Here is a 16,544-nt window from a genome sequence, read left to right as displayed (position 1 = left end):
TTGAATTTGAATTTGAACAGCATATGAAGACACTAAGTGTATTTATCAACGAACAAGATGAAAGTTTTGACTTTTCAAAAGCCAAAATGATAACGATATTTTGTAATGGACCCTGGTGCAGTCTATCTGTCGCGATGATAGAAGCTTTGCTTGAGATAGGGTATCCTCCAGAAAATATAAACTGGTATCGTGGGGGTATACAAGAATGGCTGTCCACAGGTATGACTTCAACGAGAAAATGATCTTGAAGTTTCCCATTACACACACATTCTACACACCGAATGCTATCATAAGAGATAAAGGATGTATCATGTTTCATCGAACCATAGTTATTTTATCACTTTTAAGCTCTTTACTTTTTGCAGAAAAGACAAGTTTTCAACATGAAGGAGTCTCTGTTCAGATGGTGGATGCAGGTGGTCATATTAAACATATTATTGTGAAACGTGATATTCCTGATGAGTGTAAAAAAGTACCTATAAACAATACGATGGTATGGACTGGTAACTATGCCAATGCTAAAGTACCTGAGGTATGCAAGTCAACCTATGTACACACTACAGGGAGTCTCCTACCCATGCATTTACATGAAGATATCCATACTTATGGAGAACTTGAAGTACTGGCTTTTATCAAACATATGCAAAAAGATGATTCTATGCTACTGATAGATGGACGTAAACAGGAGTGGTATGATTATCGTACGATCCCTGGTGCTATCAATCTACCTTTTCATCATTTTAAAGAAAGAAAAAGTTTTGAATTTGAGTTTGAACATGCATTGAGAATCCTTGGTGTTAAGATTAATGAAAATGATACACTGGACTTTAGCAAGGTAAAAACCATTGCCATATTTTGTAATGGACCATGGTGCAGTCAATCTGTAGCCATGATAAAAGCCCTACTGGATATTGGATATCCGGCTGAAAAAATGAATTGGTACCGTGGAGGCATGCAGACATGGTTGGCTGCAGGTATGACAACTACAAGGAAATGACGTCGTAGGTTATTAAGCTGCACATTACACTCTTCTAAATACTTTAGTTAAAAAGGAGTCCATAATGTATAAAATCATATTTTTACTTATCATCTTAAATAGTGTTAGTTTTTCAAGTGAGCAAGATACGTCTATCTTATCTACGGGTGTTGAAATAAATCATATCAACCACACTGGAGAGAAAGAAAGTATCATCGTTAAACGTGAAATTGACCCTGTATGTAAGCAGATACATATTAGTAATGATATGCTTTGGAGGGGAAAGTATGCCAGTCATGAGGTCTCAAATGCATGCAAATCAACCTTTATTACCAGTGCGGGTAAAATAATATTTCCTATGAAGATCCATAAAGATGTAGAGACATATGGAGAAATGGAAGTAATGGCATTCATTAAAAAGATGCAAGAGGATAACAACATGCTTTTTATCGATACACGAGATGAAGAGTGGTATGAGTATCGTACCATACCCGGTGCGATAAATATGCATTATGTCTATATGATGATGCCAAAAGTATTTGAAGAAGAATATAAAGCTTCTTTAGTGAAGCTTGGCATTCTGGGCAAAGAGAAGGCACTTGACTTTTCCCAGGCTAAAACTATTTTAGTCTTTTGCAACGGTGCATGGTGTAGCCAATCTCCCAAAATGATCAAAGCCCTGCTCGCTTTAGGCTACCCACCTGAAAAGATAAAGTGGTATAGAGGAGGCATGCAGACATGGTTATCAGCAGGAATGACCTCCACCCGAAAAAATAAGTTTAGTCGACAATAATTCTAGCATCTAGAGGCTGAATTGGTCTATTATTGACACCATGCATAATTTTCTGGAATATGGCTACTTGTTCTTTAGAGATAGTTAGCGTCTCTTTAAATACAAACCATCTAACTCCCTCTGTACATGGAGGTGTTGTAAGTGAACCATTAAAACGATAATAATGTTTGTCTTTTGGTAACAGTGCATTTGCTATTTTAGAAAGTTCCAATGTTTGAATCTCTCCGGCTTCTGTTGGCATTGTATCCCAAAACTTAGCTAATTCCTTATTTTCCTCACCTTCTTCGAACATGACGGCAAGTACGGCAATATTTCCATCTTTGTCTAAATTAACGAAATGTCCTTCAAGCGGAAAAGCTTTACCTTCTATATGATTCTCGCTTGGTGAATGAAAGTGAAATTGTTTGAGCTCAAATATAATGTCATCAATTACTACTGTACTTCCAGGAGCCATATTGACCTGAATTGTATGGCCGTTATCTGCAATAAAGTTAGAATCACTTCCATAAGAGGGAGAAAGTGGTGGAAGATTTCCATGGATTGAATGTGTAATATTGATTGGTGACTGATTAAGACCTGTAGCACACTCTCTATATTTTTCAGAGAGACTTCCCCATTTATCAGGTGTATTGTGACCTGTATACCCCCAGTGTATGTCTTCAGTTATTGGCACTGTGTCATTTGCCAATACCATGATAGTAGATGCTAAAATTACAGATGTAAGTTTTTTCATAATATTCCTTAAGTTATTATTATCTTAATTATAATATTTAATATCTTAGATATCTTCATTATTAGTAGAAAATACACTAATATGTACAATATATAATTGATTTAGATTTTTATTGGTATTTAAGATAAATATTATTGAATAAAAGAATTGATTATTCAAATAAAAAACATGATAACTAGAAGTACTATAAAGGGTAAAAGTGCCAAAGTATAGATTGATTTTTGTGTCTTTATAGCTTTGTAAATACCCCAAAAAAAGAGTATGACAACAAAAAGAAAGAGTATTAATATCACAGAGTTTGACATTCTTACTTGTCCAACTCTTCTTTCCCTAGTTTATCAACCATTTTGATACTCTCAAGAGCATTGTTGAGTATCTTCTTTGTGGATGTAAGAGGCTTCATATGAAGGTTTGTCTGTTTTTTATCAAGACTTTCATCCATAAGTACAGACATGACTTCCATTTCAAGTTCTTTGATGATCTCATTCATTTTATCTTCTATAAAATCTATGTTCATATTAATTAGTATGTCCCTATTTTACTTACTTAGACTTAGGTCTAAAGATTTTAATCACGTCTTCGTTGGCTTCCATAAAATTTCCACCTATAAGGTCGATACAGTACGGAACAGCAGGGAAAACAGCATCTAAACATTCACGAATAGATTTTGGTTTTCCAGGAAGGTTGATGATAAGTGAACCATTACAGATACCTGCTGTCTGACGTGACAGTATCGCTGTTGGCACATACTGTAGACTAACAGCCCTCATTTGCTCTCCAAAACCTGGGAGAAGTTTTTGACATACATTTTCTGTTGCTTCCGTCGTTACATCTCTTGGTGCAGGACCGGTTCCTCCAGTGGTGACTATAAGATCACACTTTTCATCACGTGAAAGTTTTATAAGTGTTGTTTCTATAAGACTCTGTTCATCGGGGATACATCTATACTCATATTCACATTCATTGAGTAAATACTCTTTCATAGTATCCATAATGGCTACACCGGAGATATCTTCGTAAATCCCTTGTGAAGCTCTGTCACTTGTGGTGATGACACCTATTTTGTTCTTATCCATTGCTAACGTTTCCTTGTTGACTCATAATAATTTTTACGCATTATATCGTAATAATTTTAGGGGGTCTTAAACGTTAAGATCATCCAAAGGAACAGGTTCTGCAAGATAGAATCCTTGTGCATATTCAATGCCAAGCTCTTTAATTTCATTATAACTCTCTTGATTACAGACAAACTCAGCAATCAGTTTTAAGCCTTTTTCTCTGGCAAAAGTTTGAATGGTTTTAACAATGATTTTACTATTTTTAGACTCATGAATATTTTCAATAAAAGAACCGTCGATCTTCAATGTTGTGATCGGTAAAAACTCTGCTTGAGCAAAGTTAGAGCATTGTACACCAAAGTCATCAATAATAAATTCAAGACCTAGATTATGTATTGCTAAAACCAGATCCTGCATCTCATCAGACTGGGTAATCGCCTGAGACTCCAATACCTCCAGTGAAAGTAATTTTGGGTCTACAGAATAGTGATGAATGGTCTCTTGAATAAATTCTATGAGTCCTTCATGGTGAAATTCACAATCACTGATATTGATACTAAAGTTTTTACCGGTTTTAGCAGCATATTTACAACCCTGATCAAACATAAATTTAAAGATATTATAGAGTTGACCACTATGTCTGGCTGCCTTAATAAACTTACTTGGAGTGAATATTTCATCTTTATATTTAATACGAACTAAGAGCTCATATTTATCAATGCTTTGATTATTTAAATTGAAAATAGGCTGTGCATATGCCAGTATACCACTATGTTCAAGTGCATATTTTATGATCGGTGCCCAATGATTTGTGTCATTGATCTGCTGAATCACCTTTAAATCACTTGAATAGAATTTAATTTGATTTCTTCCTAAATTACGTGCTTCTTTTAATGCTAATTCAGCTTTTTTTAACACATCATCTTCAGTTTGATAAGCCACACCTATGGTTGTTTCAATGTGTATATTAAAATTATCAGTCTCTATAGAGAATTTAGAAATATCATCTTTGATCTTTTCAACATTATACTGAAGGCTCTCTAAATGATCTTTGCATGTCACAAGAGCAAATACATCATTATTTAAATGGTAAACACTATAGGTTTCACTATACTTGGAAAAAAGAAAAGCACCTAGTTCTTTGAGAACATAATCACCTACATCATATCCATTGGTCTCATTAATATGGCTAAAACCAATGATGTCTATAAGGATAAGGGTTTGATGCGATTGTTTTGAAAAGTCTTCAATCAATTTGATACGATTTGGTAACAATGTTAATGAATCCGTAGTCATTTGGCGGTATGTTTCTTCATACTTGTTCTGCAGTTCTACCAATTGTCCATACTGTTTAATGGAGGTTCTAATGGTTGTATAAAGTCGTTCACGTGTAAGCTCTGTTTTTTCCTTAAAATCATTAATGTCATAGTGCTGAATAACATGCATTGGAGGGAAATCATTGGCTTGCCCTGTACGGATGATCAATCTAATAAAGTCATTTTCTAGTTCGTTTCTAATATACTCAACAAGGTCTAACCCCGCTTCTGGAGTTTCCATCACGACATCAATGAGAGCAAGTGCTATATTATCGTGTTCATTGAGAAGTGTTTGTGCTTCAGCAGAACTGTGCGCTGTTAAAACCTCAAGTTCAAAATCAGAAAAATTCATTGATTCCAATGCAATGTTTGTTATGTCATGAACGGCTTGGTCATCATCTACAATCAAGATCTTTTGTATATTTTTTATGCTCTGCGTATGAGGTTTTTGCTCTTTTGCAAAAGTTAAATTAGCCATATGATGTTATCCCTTTATAATTGATCTATCAAGTGTGATTTTGAAACCTAAACCATGAGGTGATACCTTCATACGTTTTAATGTCCCACCAAGCTGTTGGGTAATGAGGTTGTATATAATATGCAAGCCAAGTCCACTTCCCCCTTGCCCTCGTTTAGTGGTAAAGAAAGGATCAAAGATCTTCTTCTCATGTTCGCTGCTGATACCTTTTCCATTATCTTTGTAGCTAATAATGAATTGATCTGTTAATTCCATAGAGATATTAATTATATTATCTTCACCTTCATCAAAAGCATGCTTGATAGAGTTCAAAATTAGATTTGAAAAGATTTGTGAAAAAATTCCAGGGTAACTATCAAGAATAATACTGTCATCTATAGTATTGTTCACTTTTACTTGTTTATCATTTAATTGGGCTTGAAAACTAAAAATAATACTATCAACATATTGTTTTAAATTAAATTCACGTTGATCTTCAGAGTGTTGATCAACAGAGATATCTTTAAATGATTTGACCAACGTCACAGCATTATTTAATCTGTCACGTATCGTTTGAACTAATTTATTCATAATACTAATGTACGCTTTGAGTGCTTCTTCTGTGAGCATATCTTTTGTATAATTCGATTCTAGTTTTTTAAGTTCATGGTCAATTTGTGAAATACCGGTAAGTCCTACCCCCAAAGGTGTATTGATCTCATGCGCAATACCAGATACTAAAGATCCCAAAGACGCCATTTTTTCTGATTCTATAAGTACCTTTTGCGTTTCTTCAAGTTTTTCTAAACTTTCTTGAAGCGCAAGTCGGACTTTCTCTTCACTGCTCACATAGTAGTAATAAAGGCTAAATATAATACCAATAACGAAAATAAAATTAATGACAAAAAAGCCAATGATGTATCCCTGTGGTAAACCAATATCGTACGGTTTTGCATAGGCATCGACTAATACACTAAAAATCATTAATAAAAAAAATAGGAAAAGCCATACCAATGATTTTCTTTTATCTCCTATTGTAAAGCTACCAAAAACAGCTATCACTGACCAGAGGACATTCCCACCACTGGCAACAAAACCTCCAAGAAAAAATTGAAAGAAAAAAGGGAGCAATAATGAAATAATGATCTGTATATTCTGTGAGGATTGAAAATTTTTTGTAAAATATAAATAAGTAAAGTTTAGGATTGTGATCAGGATGTATGTATAGGGTACTATCGCTGCGATATAAATATCATGGTACAGGCAAAGTGTTCCCCATAATAAACCACCGGTACTCATAAGTAATCCCATATAAATAAGAAAACCATGCTGTCGTTTTTCTGCATCAGTACTGTTTGAAGTATCTGCAATATTAAGTAGAGGCAATATATAGTTTAGGTACTTATTCATTAAGTTACTTTCATATTTAATACTATATTGTAATATAAACTTTATAAATAAAATAATAATATCTGTTCAAATAGAACTATTATGATCATAAGGATACTATTTAGGATATTTTTACTAGTATTTTATCAAGAAGCGAAGTACTTAATACCCTTTTTAAATATCCTAACAAGTACGTTGCCTTGGTAATATAGTAACGTGGTTTTGGTCGTTTTGAAAGTATGATCTTATGTACAACACTAGCAACAGAAGTAGCTTCTTCGTTAAATGGCACTTTTTTATGTGCTCCCTTTAGGTTATTAAGATACCTGGCATTAAATATTGAGTGCTCTATATCAATATTCTCTTCAAGTTTTTTAACTGCATTTTGTCGAAAATGGCTTGTAATAGGTCCTGTATTAAGCAGTACAGGATAGATATCGGTATCTTTAAGTTCCAATCGCAGTGTGTCTGTGAGACCCTCTATGGCATATTTACTGGCATTATAGGAGCCTCTTCCAAAAAGTGAGATAAGTCCTAGTACTGAACTATGCTGTATGATCTTGCCGTGTCCCTGCTCTCTCATGACAGGTATGATCTGTTTTGTACATTCATGTAATCCAAAAACATTGGTCTCAAACTGTTCACGTAGTATATCGGTTTTAATATCTTCGATCGCTCCAGGTTGGCCAAAACCTGCATTGTTAAACCATACATCTATTTGTCCATCAAGTTCTAACACTTTGTCTATGACGGTAGTGATCATTTCTGTTTTGGTCACATCAAGCTGCATGGCATGTTCAAAACCTAGTTCTTTAAGCATCTCAACATCTTTTGGATCTCTTGCAGTAGGATAGACTTTTATAAATTTATCTTTGAGATAGTTCGCTGTCTCAAGTCCTATTCCTGTAGAACAACCTGTAATGATGATATTTGTCATGAAGTACTCCATATTGCTTTATGATGGTATTTTATCAGAAATAATAAGAATATAATGTGTGAGTGCTGTGAAAGTAAGAAGGATAAAGCCCAAGTGTGTAAAACACTTGGGAAAAAGTTATTTGGAGGTAGCGAAAAAGAGTTTCCAAACAACACCGGCTAAAATGGCACCTGCTATAGGTGCTACCCAAAATACCCATAATTGACCCATAGCTGCTGTATCTGCGAAAAGAGCTGCTGCAGTACTTCTTGCAGGGTTTACAGAAGTATTGGATACAGGAATAGAGATCAAGTGGATAAGTGTGAGTCCTAAACCGATGGCGATAGGAGCGAATCCAGCAGGTGCTTTCTCATCAGTTGCACCTAAAATAATAAATAAGAACATAAATGTCATAACTACTTCAGCGATGATCACAGCAGTTAAATTGAATTTACCCGGAGACAGTTCACCAAAACCATTTGAGGCAAATCCAGCAGCTTCAAATCCTAACTGACCAGAGGCTATCATATAGAGTACAAAGGCTCCTAAGGATCCACCAATCACTTGTGCAGCAATATAGGGGAGTAACTCTTTGGTTTCAAACTTTCCTGCAGACCAAAGGCCAAAAGAAACTGCAGGGTTAAAGTGACCACCTGATATATGCCCTACGGCATAAGCCATAGTAAGTACAGTTAAACCAAAGGCCAATGAGACACCAACAAAACCGATTCCCAATTCCGGAAAGCCAGCAGCCAATACTGCTGACCCACAACCACCTAAAACCAACCAAAATGTACCAAAAAACTCAGCACCCATTTTTTTACTTAACATTACTACTCCTAAAATTTTAATACAGTAGTATAACTTAATATAATTAAGTACTTAGTAGGTGCCCGACATTTTTAATGAAATAAGTTGTTGATAATGGCGAGAAAAAGTGAAACGCTTCCTGAGCATCTATGATCTTATCTTCACTTCCTAAAAAAACTTCTATGGTAGTCCCTTTGTCAAGAATTTCCTGCATCTTATTTGTATCCCAGTGGTAGGTCAAAAGAGATTCTAGTTCTTCTCTTGTCCCTACTTCCAGATAGCCAGATAAATCTAAGCTTGAGTGGTAAGTAACATTGGATAAGAATTGTTGCACATAGTCTGTCTTCCCTGCTTCAAAGTAACGTAGTTGTGTACGTATAAAACTTGGCTTTTGTGTTTGAAAAAAAGCAGGAGAAAGAAGGATGAGTCTGTCTATACGTTCTTTACTATGATATACATATTCCAATGCCTTCTGTGCGCCATAAGAAAAACCTGTGACACAATAATCACTGTTTATCAGATACGAAGTAAACAGTTTTTCCTCTCTCTGAAGTGAAAATCCATTAAAGTATTTCATGGTTAAAAGATTTTTCGTAAGATCACTCTACACTCTTCAGCTGTAATATTTTCATGTGCTAAGAGAAAACTAGAGATCTCAGTCAATGCTTTATCCAATGTTTTTAAAAGGGTTGTAACTTCTGAAACTGACTCACGTAGAAGTTCTTCTTCCTGTTGAGGCGTTACGATGAAGTTTTCACTCATAACATACTCATAAACCACTTTTCTGACTATCTCTTTTGCTTGAGCGATGTCTGTACTTGCATTAGTGAACTGTTCATTATAGTGTATCTTTGTAGCAATGCTTCCTGCTAGATAGACTTTAATACGTGAGAGAAGTTGGCTTTTGGACACTATCTCATGTTCCTGACTTAAAAGTCTTGTATTAACGATACCGATTTTATCAAATTCCACATCCAGCCATGTTGCTATGACAGCTTTTGCGGCCTGATAAATGGCTTGTATCTCTCTCTCTTCCTCTGTGAATGAAAGTATTTTTCGCTTTCCTAAAAGTACCTTCTCTTTGACTGCTTCAAAATCAGAAGTTTCAACAATACTACGACCTTCCCTCATAGCATAAATAGCTGCTTCATTTGTCAATGTATCCAGGGCAGCGGAGTTAAATCCCACTGTCATACGTGCAACTTGTTCTACATTCACTTTATTTGGTTTGTGGGCAAGATAGAGTTCAAGTGTTTTAACCCTGTCTTCAAGATCAGGAAGTGAAATATGTATACGCCTATCAAAACGCCCTGCTCTTAAAAGTGCTTCATCAAGCATCTCTATTTTATTGGTTGCACCGATGACTATGACACCTGAACTGTCTTCAAATCCATCCATTTCAGTCAGAAGTTGATTCAATGTTGCTTCTCTCTCATCATTTCTAAACTCTCCACGACTTTTACCTACCGCATCTATTTCGTCTATGAAAACGATACTTGGTGCCATCTGTTTGGCCTTTCTAAATAGTTCAGAGACTCTTTTTGCACCCATACCTACATAGATATGTACAAAAGAAGCACCACTCTGGTAAAAGAAAGGTACATTTGCTTCACCGGCAACAGCTTTGGAAATGAGTGTCTTTCCTACACCTGGAGGTCCAACAAGGAGTACACCTTTAGGCAAACGGATATCTAAGTCACGATATTTTTTTGGTTCCTTAAGAAAATCGATGATCTCTTCAAGTTCTTCTTTCACATCTTTAATACCCGCTACATCTTCAAAAGTAACATTTGAAGTAAGTGCCTGAACAGGTTCATTTACAGGGTCATTATCTGCTTTAGAAGTGGATCGTATATGTTTGAGCTGTTGAAGTCTGTTTTGTTTCATCAGTCTATATAAAAATCCAAATGCGGCTATGATGATAAGTAAGGAAAAAATATCATAGAGATAACTATTATCTTCACGTACTTCTACAGGAAATTTAGTAAAAAAGGCTGTTTTATTAATTGCCTCTTTATAGATCTTGAAATTCTCTGTGTCTGTTTGCAGGCGTATAAAATCACCATCTATGATGATTTTTTGTATTTTGTTTTCAGTATAGAGTATGTTTGCCTGATCATGGGTAATAAGTGTGTCTGTATCTCTAAGTACACCAAATGAAAGTAATATGACCAAGACTACAAGTAGACTCGTAATAATTCTAATATTTGATGTATTAAAGTTCGGCTTTATTGATTTCATCGGCGACCTCCACATTCTTTGGAAAGACCCAGTTAGCACTAAGATCTTCATTGCTCGTGACAGATATTCTGTTGAAGTATTGGTCAAATCCCTGATAGATGCCATCTTTACCATTTTCAAGTAAAACTTCAAGATCCTGTGTATGTTCTCGTCTGAAAGCATAGTTCTTGGCTTTAATGATAGCGGTAAGCTCTTTATGACGTACTTTGGCTATGTTTCCTTTCACTTCTGGTCTCATGGTTGATGAAGGAGTGTTATCGCGTTTGGAGTATGAGAAAGCATGCACATGTGTCAACGGCAACTCTTTGACTCTAGATATCGCTTCGGCCCATTCTTTCTCATCTTCGCCCGGATGTCCAACAATGTAGTCAGTTCCTAAAGCATATCCCCGATCAGCAATCTTTCTAAAAAGTTCAAGATCAGTTTTAAATTCATTCCGTCTATTCATGAGATCAAGCATTTTGTCACTGGTATGCTGCAGTGCAATATGTAAATGTCTTGCCATCCATGGTTCTGTAAGTAGTTCCATAAACTCATCGTCTATCTGTATAGGCTCCAGACTTCCTATACGTATACGTCTTACACCTCGTATCATGCTCATTTTCTTCAAAAGTTTTGCCATGGAGGTGTTGTGGTCACGTCCGTAAGAGCCTACATTGGTTCCAGTCAGTATGAACTCTCCAAAACCGTTGTTTGCAAGTTTAGAGATCTGTTCTAAGATGGTCTCTTCTTTATGAGAACGTGCAGCACCACGCACTTGTGGGATGATGCAGTAGGAACATGCAAAGTCACACCCCTCTTGAATTTTAATAAAGGCTCTGCTTTTGCCTACAAATTCTTCCACTATAGTAGAGTCTATATGTTCAAGGTCTCCTATTTGATAGAAAGGGTTCTCATTTTTCAATACTGCGTTGATGTTCTCTTTTTCGGAGTGACCCATCACACCAAAGACTTTTTTATCTTCAAAAAGGCTCTCACCTTTGGAGTGTGAACCACAACCGGCTAAGATCACTTTTGCGTTTGGATTCTTACGTTTCATAGAAGAGATATAATTCCGTACTGAAGAGTCTGCACCGTTAGTAACAGTACAGGAGTTTACTACAATATAGTCAGAGTTCAGTTCATTGTCTGTAAGCACATAGTCTTTAAGTTTAGACATCATAACCTGTGTATCAAACTGGTTAGTACGACATCCAAAAGTTTTAAAGTAAACTTTTTGCATATTAAATCCATGACTTTGGATCTATACTGTCCAAATCAATTTCAGGTTTAGGTACATTTTTATCCATGTATATAGATTGCGTAGGAAATGCAAGTTGAATATTTTTTTCTTCTTGAATACGTGAGACTATTTCAATAGAAATAGTACTTCTAAGTGTCATAGTTGCAAATGAGTTAGTAAGATACCATGCAGATATTTTTAAACCATAAGGTTCAATATGTGTAAAGATACGAGGTTCAACATTTGTGTTTCTCATACCGTACTTACTTCTAAGTTTATTAAGCTGTTTTCGTGTGATCTCTGTATACCCTTTTGAGTATTTCTTTGTGATCTCTTTAGCAATTTGTGTAGCTCTATGCGCATCAGAGTCAAAGGTAATGACAAAGTCTATACCATCCCATACCGTTTTGAGTCCAGAATGAGAGTAGTTAGCGATCATATCTGTAAAGATATAGTTGTTTGGAATGAAGATCATACGCCCTGCTCTTCGGTTGGTCATAAATGATGTAAGATTGATATCTTCATGCATGGTCATACGAAGTATTGAAATGTCTACGATATCACCTACATACTCTACACCCTCACGTACAAATCTAACCCTGTCACCTACATGGATAGAACCTCCAAGTACTATTGTAGCCCATCCCATAAGAGACATGAACCAATCTTTCATTGCAATGGCAATACCCGCAGAGGCAAATCCTAGTATCGTGACAAGGTAACTTACATTTTCTATATAACCAAGGAGTAAAGTTAATATTAAAATACTTACAAAAGAGATATTCAGCGCTTTGTTAATAGCATAAAAATTCTCATTATCTGACATATATTTTCTAACAAAATATTTGATAAAAAATAGAATGAAGATAAAGAAAACAATGACAGCACCAATCGTAATGGTCTTTTCTATTTCGCGTTTAACATCACTTTTTAGATTTAATTCGATCTCATCTATTTTCTTACTGTAGACATTTTCTGTTGTTTTAAATATCTCTATCACGGGTGCGAAGGTTCTCAGTTGATCTTCTGTATCAAGAAGAGCATCTGAGTATTCTTTGTTCGAGGGATCCAACTCCAAAAGTTTTTTGATCAGCGTTTGTCTCTCTTTAAATTTATCCATTATATTTTGCAATGAAATATATCGACTGCTGTATTCTTCCTGGTCTGATAGAAGTTTTTCTCTAAATGAGATTGCAGCAATGACAGAAAAAGGGTTTTCTACACTGGGTATATCACCAATAGCAGGTGGTGTTAGGAATTTTTTAAAGGGATCCTTTTCATATTCTTCGAGTAATTGTAGTTTACCCACTAGGGTTTCCATGATCTCTTTGTTATTTTGTAACTCTTTTTTTTCATCTTTTGTCAAAGTTTTTTTACTTTTTAAAGCTTCAATATTTTCAGAGAGAACAACTTGTTCTTTTTTTAACTCTTGATAAGTATGATAATTACTATATATTTTTGACCATATGTTGTTTTCAGTGAGTTCTTTTTCTATCACTTTTTTTTGTATGAGATAGTTAGCAATTCTTTGTGCTTTGAGTGCTTCAGCAGTTGTAAAAACTTGTGCACTGCTATTTTGATCCATCTCTAGCTCTGGCTCTGCAAAAGCCAAAGTACTAATGAGCAGAATTGATGTTACGAGAATACTTTTTAACATCATTTTACTTCTCCAAAGCTACGTAGTACGTTTTTGACTACACTCTCATCAATGTCAGAGACGATTTTGTGGTTACCCATTCCATCAGGAAGGATAAATTTAATACTCCCTTTTGCACTTTTTTTATCCAGAAAGAAATGTTCATAGAATTCATCTACATTTTTAATGGTGTATTCGGTAGGCAAGGAAGCTTTTTCTAAAAGTGCTTTAACATCATCTGCTTCTTTTTGGGTGAACATTCCAAGTTCCACGGCTAAAGCATTGGCCATTACTATACCAATGGCTACAGCTTCACCATGAAGGTAAGTAGTATAGTGGGTTTCATTTTCAACTACGTGTCCAAAAGTATGTCCGTAGTTAAGTACAGCGCGAATACCAGCCTCTTTTTCATCTTGATTGACTACCCAAGCTTTCAGTTCTACACTTTTTCTGATCACCTCTTTAAGTGTTTCAGTCTCTTTAAGATCTGCTTTCTGTAAAAACTCAAAGTACGATTTATCAAACATTACAGCCATTTTTACTATCTCTGCTACGCCTGCTGCAAACTCTCTTGAGGGTAATGTTTCTAAAAATGAAGGGTCAATATATACAGCTTTAGGCTGATAAAAAGCACCTATGAGATTTTTACCATATATATTATTTACACCAGTTTTCCCACCAACACTGGCATCAACCTGACTAAGGAGTGTTGTAGGTATCTGTATGAAGTCTATACCTCTTTGGTAGAGACTGGCAGTAAATCCTGTCATATCACCTATTACACCGCCCCCAAAAGCTATAAGTAGAGATTTTCTATCAAGTTTATGTTCAAAACATTCATTGAGTATACTTTCAACTGTCTCCAATGTTTTGTACTCTTCACCATCAGGGATAGTCACAATATTGAGTTTGGTAGCCTTTATATGAGAAAGAAGTGTGTCTAAATGATACCCGGAAACTGTTGGGTTGGTAACCACAACAACATTAGTATCAAAAGTAAGTTGGGGTAATGTATCAATGGTGATGTCATAAGTGATGTTTTGTGTATGTGCTAATTCGATAGGTACGATCATCTAGTAAAACCTTGCGCGTTATTATTGGCTTTATTTTATCTTATTTGTGATTAAGTATCGTTTTAAAGGCTTTTGGACCTTATAGAGCCTTTTATTTAAGACTCAGTAATTGCGAAAGGAACAAGTAGTTTTGGGTGTCTATTTGTCGTAAGTAGAAAGTCTTGTATCTGGTTGGAGATGAGCTTTCGAAGGCTCTCACTATTGAGGCGTTTTTCAAAAGGTGCAACTTGAAGTATATCTTCCATATTTGAGAGTTCTCGTATAGGGTTAGCCACTTTTTGTTGAATATTAACCTCCATATTAAAAATATGTGTCAGAGTCTCATAATGTTCTAAGATCATTTTTCTACTTTCAAAATCCCCTTCTGGATCGAAATCACCAAGTGTAAGACCTACACCAAGTGCCTCAGATATATCAAAAGCCGTAGAAGAAATAGATTCCATTTTTTCTTTTTCACACATAAGTACTACAGAGTTTTTGATATTGTAGAGAAGCTTGTCACCAAAAAGAAAAACCAATTTTTTTAATTCATAGAGAGTCTCTTTAAGATTATCTGCTTCAAATGTCGGGATACTGTTTAACACAAGCCCTACATTAAATTCATGTATATCATTTTCAATAAGCGATTTGATATTTTCACTCTCATAAGAGATAGAAATTGTGATATGTTCTGACTCTAAAGTTTTTAGCTCATCTAGCAGTACAAAATTATTTGGATACAAGATACGTACAAACAGTTCTTTATCTTCTAGTTTTTCTAGAAGATAAATACTCTGTTTAAGATAAAGTAGTGCATCTTTCTGGTCATGTCTAAAATCAAGAACAAGATAGGCATTTCTACCGAATGGTTCAGGGAATAGACCTCTTCTTTTGTTAATAGTATTGTAGACACCATTAAGCACGATAGGCATACCCAGGATAAGTAAAGTATCATTTGGACGTATCATTGTAGCACTTGTAGGAAGTATCTGTTTTTCATTCCTGTAAAGTGCAGCTATCGTCCAATTTTTCTGAACTATAGAACCTATGTGTCTGTAGGCATAGGAGCTGCCAAAAGGCACATGGACTTCCATGATCTCACCTTGACCAAGGCCTACATTTTGTGCTACCAAAGGTACATTTGGCAATTGGTCATAAAGATGTGCAGCAATAAGTTGGTCACTATGCACAATTGTGGTGTTATCATTGTCTTTTCCTAGCTCATTGTCATCCCACTGATTCACAAGTACGATACGCATCTTTGTATTAATAAGAGAAATGTTCTTAAGTGTATAGCGTGCATCTTCTATATCTTCCATAACGATGAAAATATTTGAGAATTTAGTAGTATCCATGATATTCTTAAGTTTTGAAAAACTTGTAGGATCGGCATCAATTACTGTTATGTTCTTGCCCATTTTATCAGGTGTTGTATGTGCTTTGTAACAGGTTACATAGTATTGGTTCTCTGCAACCCTGTTTGTACTGACCCAATCTATAAAATGCTTCGCAATACTACCGCTAGCTAATATAAGTATGTTTTTGATGGAAATCCTTTACATAATGCCAAATGAGCAAAGCCCACCATGACTACGCGACGAGTCGCTTTAAAAATTACAAGACAAAACTTCTTTAATTATGAACAGTTTTTGTCTTATTCTATTAAAATATAGATATACTTTCGTAATTATTTTTGAGGGATATTATAACACAATGGAATTTCAGATAGATAAAACAGATGGTAAAGCAAGAGCTTGTACGATAAAAACTGCCCATTCTACTATAAAAACACCAGTATTTATGCCTGTAGGTACTGTAGGCGCGGTCAAAGCACTTGATGCGACAGATCTTGCTACATTCATTAAACCCCAGATCATTTTGGGGAATACCTATCATCTATATATCCGTCCAGGGGACGAGACTATCAAAACAATGGGGAAATTAC

16 protein-coding genes and 1 pseudogene are annotated in these 16,544 nt (G+C 35.4%); 4 read left to right on the top strand and 13 right to left on the bottom strand.

The features are described 5' to 3' along the window. The 3 genes and pseudogenes from WBM70_RS08870 to WBM70_RS08860 form a co-directional block, all read left to right on the top strand. Positions 1-242: pseudogene (locus tag WBM70_RS08870) on the top strand (rhodanese-like domain-containing protein); the annotation flags it as partial. A 68-nt stretch (positions 243-310) separates the two neighbouring features. Further along, positions 311-997 carry a rhodanese-like domain-containing protein gene (locus WBM70_RS08865; RefSeq protein WP_424558150.1) on the top strand — a complete coding sequence of 229 codons (687 nt, stop codon included), beginning with the start codon at positions 311-313 and terminating at the stop codon, positions 995-997. Between the two features lie 64 nt (positions 998-1,061). Then, on the top strand, positions 1,062-1,769 hold the full coding sequence (locus WBM70_RS08860; protein WP_424558149.1) for a rhodanese-like domain-containing protein: 708 nt from the start codon (positions 1,062-1,064) through the stop codon (positions 1,767-1,769). Here the strand turns inward: WBM70_RS08860 and WBM70_RS08855 are convergent. The 13 genes from WBM70_RS08855 to WBM70_RS08795 all read right to left on the bottom strand — a co-directional run bounded on the left by WBM70_RS08855 (position 1,756) and on the right by WBM70_RS08795 (position 16,017). Continuing rightward, on the bottom strand, positions 1,756-2,502 hold the full coding sequence (locus tag WBM70_RS08855) for a carbonic anhydrase (protein WP_424558148.1): 747 nt from the start codon (positions 2,500-2,502) through the stop codon (positions 1,756-1,758). The two genes, WBM70_RS08860 and WBM70_RS08855, sit on opposite strands and share 14 nt — an antisense overlap. 307 nt (positions 2,503-2,809) lie before the next feature. Further along, on the bottom strand, positions 2,810-3,019 hold the full coding sequence (locus WBM70_RS08850; protein WP_424558147.1) for a hypothetical protein: 210 nt from the start codon (positions 3,017-3,019) through the stop codon (positions 2,810-2,812). A 25-nt stretch (positions 3,020-3,044) separates the two neighbouring features. Further along, entirely contained in the window at positions 3,045-3,578 is a 534-nt protein-coding gene (gene mog / locus WBM70_RS08845; RefSeq protein ID WP_424558146.1) for a molybdopterin adenylyltransferase, read from the bottom strand. Between the two features lie 66 nt (positions 3,579-3,644). Next, positions 3,645-5,354, bottom strand: coding sequence for an EAL domain-containing protein (locus WBM70_RS08840; RefSeq protein WP_424558145.1), 1,710 nt, complete (start codon positions 5,352-5,354; stop codon positions 3,645-3,647). Between the two features lie 6 nt (positions 5,355-5,360). Further along, positions 5,361-6,743: a sensor histidine kinase gene (locus WBM70_RS08835; protein ID WP_424558144.1), complete on the bottom strand. Its 1,383-nt coding sequence runs from the start codon at positions 6,741-6,743 to the stop codon at positions 5,361-5,363. A gap of 100 nt (positions 6,744-6,843) precedes the next feature. Beyond that, positions 6,844-7,659: an SDR family NAD(P)-dependent oxidoreductase gene (locus WBM70_RS08830; protein WP_424558143.1), complete on the bottom strand. Its 816-nt coding sequence runs from the start codon at positions 7,657-7,659 to the stop codon at positions 6,844-6,846. Between the two features lie 117 nt (positions 7,660-7,776). After that, the gene (aqpZ, locus tag WBM70_RS08825) at positions 7,777-8,469 is read right to left on the bottom strand and encodes an aquaporin Z (protein WP_424558142.1); all 693 of its coding nucleotides are present in this window, start codon (positions 8,467-8,469) and stop codon (positions 7,777-7,779) included. 43 nt (positions 8,470-8,512) lie between these two features. Next, positions 8,513-9,025 carry a pimelyl-ACP methyl ester esterase BioV gene (bioV, locus tag WBM70_RS08820; protein ID WP_424558141.1) on the bottom strand — a complete coding sequence of 171 codons (513 nt, stop codon included), beginning with the start codon at positions 9,023-9,025 and terminating at the stop codon, positions 8,513-8,515. Between the two features lie 2 nt (positions 9,026-9,027). Next, positions 9,028-10,689, bottom strand: a complete 1,662-nt coding sequence (locus WBM70_RS08815) for an AAA family ATPase (RefSeq protein WP_424558140.1) — start codon at positions 10,687-10,689, stop codon at positions 9,028-9,030. Continuing rightward, positions 10,664-11,911, bottom strand: coding sequence for a tRNA (N(6)-L-threonylcarbamoyladenosine(37)-C(2))-methylthiotransferase MtaB (gene mtaB, locus WBM70_RS08810; RefSeq protein ID WP_424558139.1), 1,248 nt, complete (start codon positions 11,909-11,911; stop codon positions 10,664-10,666). The genes WBM70_RS08815 and mtaB overlap by 26 nt, the downstream gene beginning before the upstream one ends. Position 11,912: 1 nt before the next feature. After that, entirely contained in the window at positions 11,913-13,568 is a 1,656-nt protein-coding gene (locus tag WBM70_RS08805; RefSeq protein WP_424558138.1) for a mechanosensitive ion channel family protein, read from the bottom strand. Further along, the gene (gene aroB, locus WBM70_RS08800) at positions 13,568-14,620 is read right to left on the bottom strand and encodes a 3-dehydroquinate synthase (RefSeq protein WP_424558137.1); all 1,053 of its coding nucleotides are present in this window, start codon (positions 14,618-14,620) and stop codon (positions 13,568-13,570) included. The genes WBM70_RS08805 and aroB overlap by 1 nt, the downstream gene beginning before the upstream one ends. Positions 14,621-14,715: 95 nt before the next feature. Further along, positions 14,716-16,017, bottom strand: coding sequence for a COG3400 family protein (locus tag WBM70_RS08795; protein WP_424558136.1), 1,302 nt, complete (start codon positions 16,015-16,017; stop codon positions 14,716-14,718). A 295-nt stretch (positions 16,018-16,312) separates the two neighbouring features. Here WBM70_RS08795 and WBM70_RS08790 point away from each other — a divergent pair. Then, on the top strand, positions 16,313-16,544 hold a 232-nt coding region (locus WBM70_RS08790; protein ID WP_424558135.1), incomplete at its 3' end, for a tRNA-guanine transglycosylase.

It is taken from the genome of Sulfurovum sp., assembly GCF_049668085.1.
In the GTDB taxonomy this organism is placed as follows: domain Bacteria; phylum Campylobacterota; class Campylobacteria; order Campylobacterales; family Sulfurovaceae; genus Sulfurovum.
This window is presented reverse-complemented; position numbering and strand designations above follow the sequence as displayed.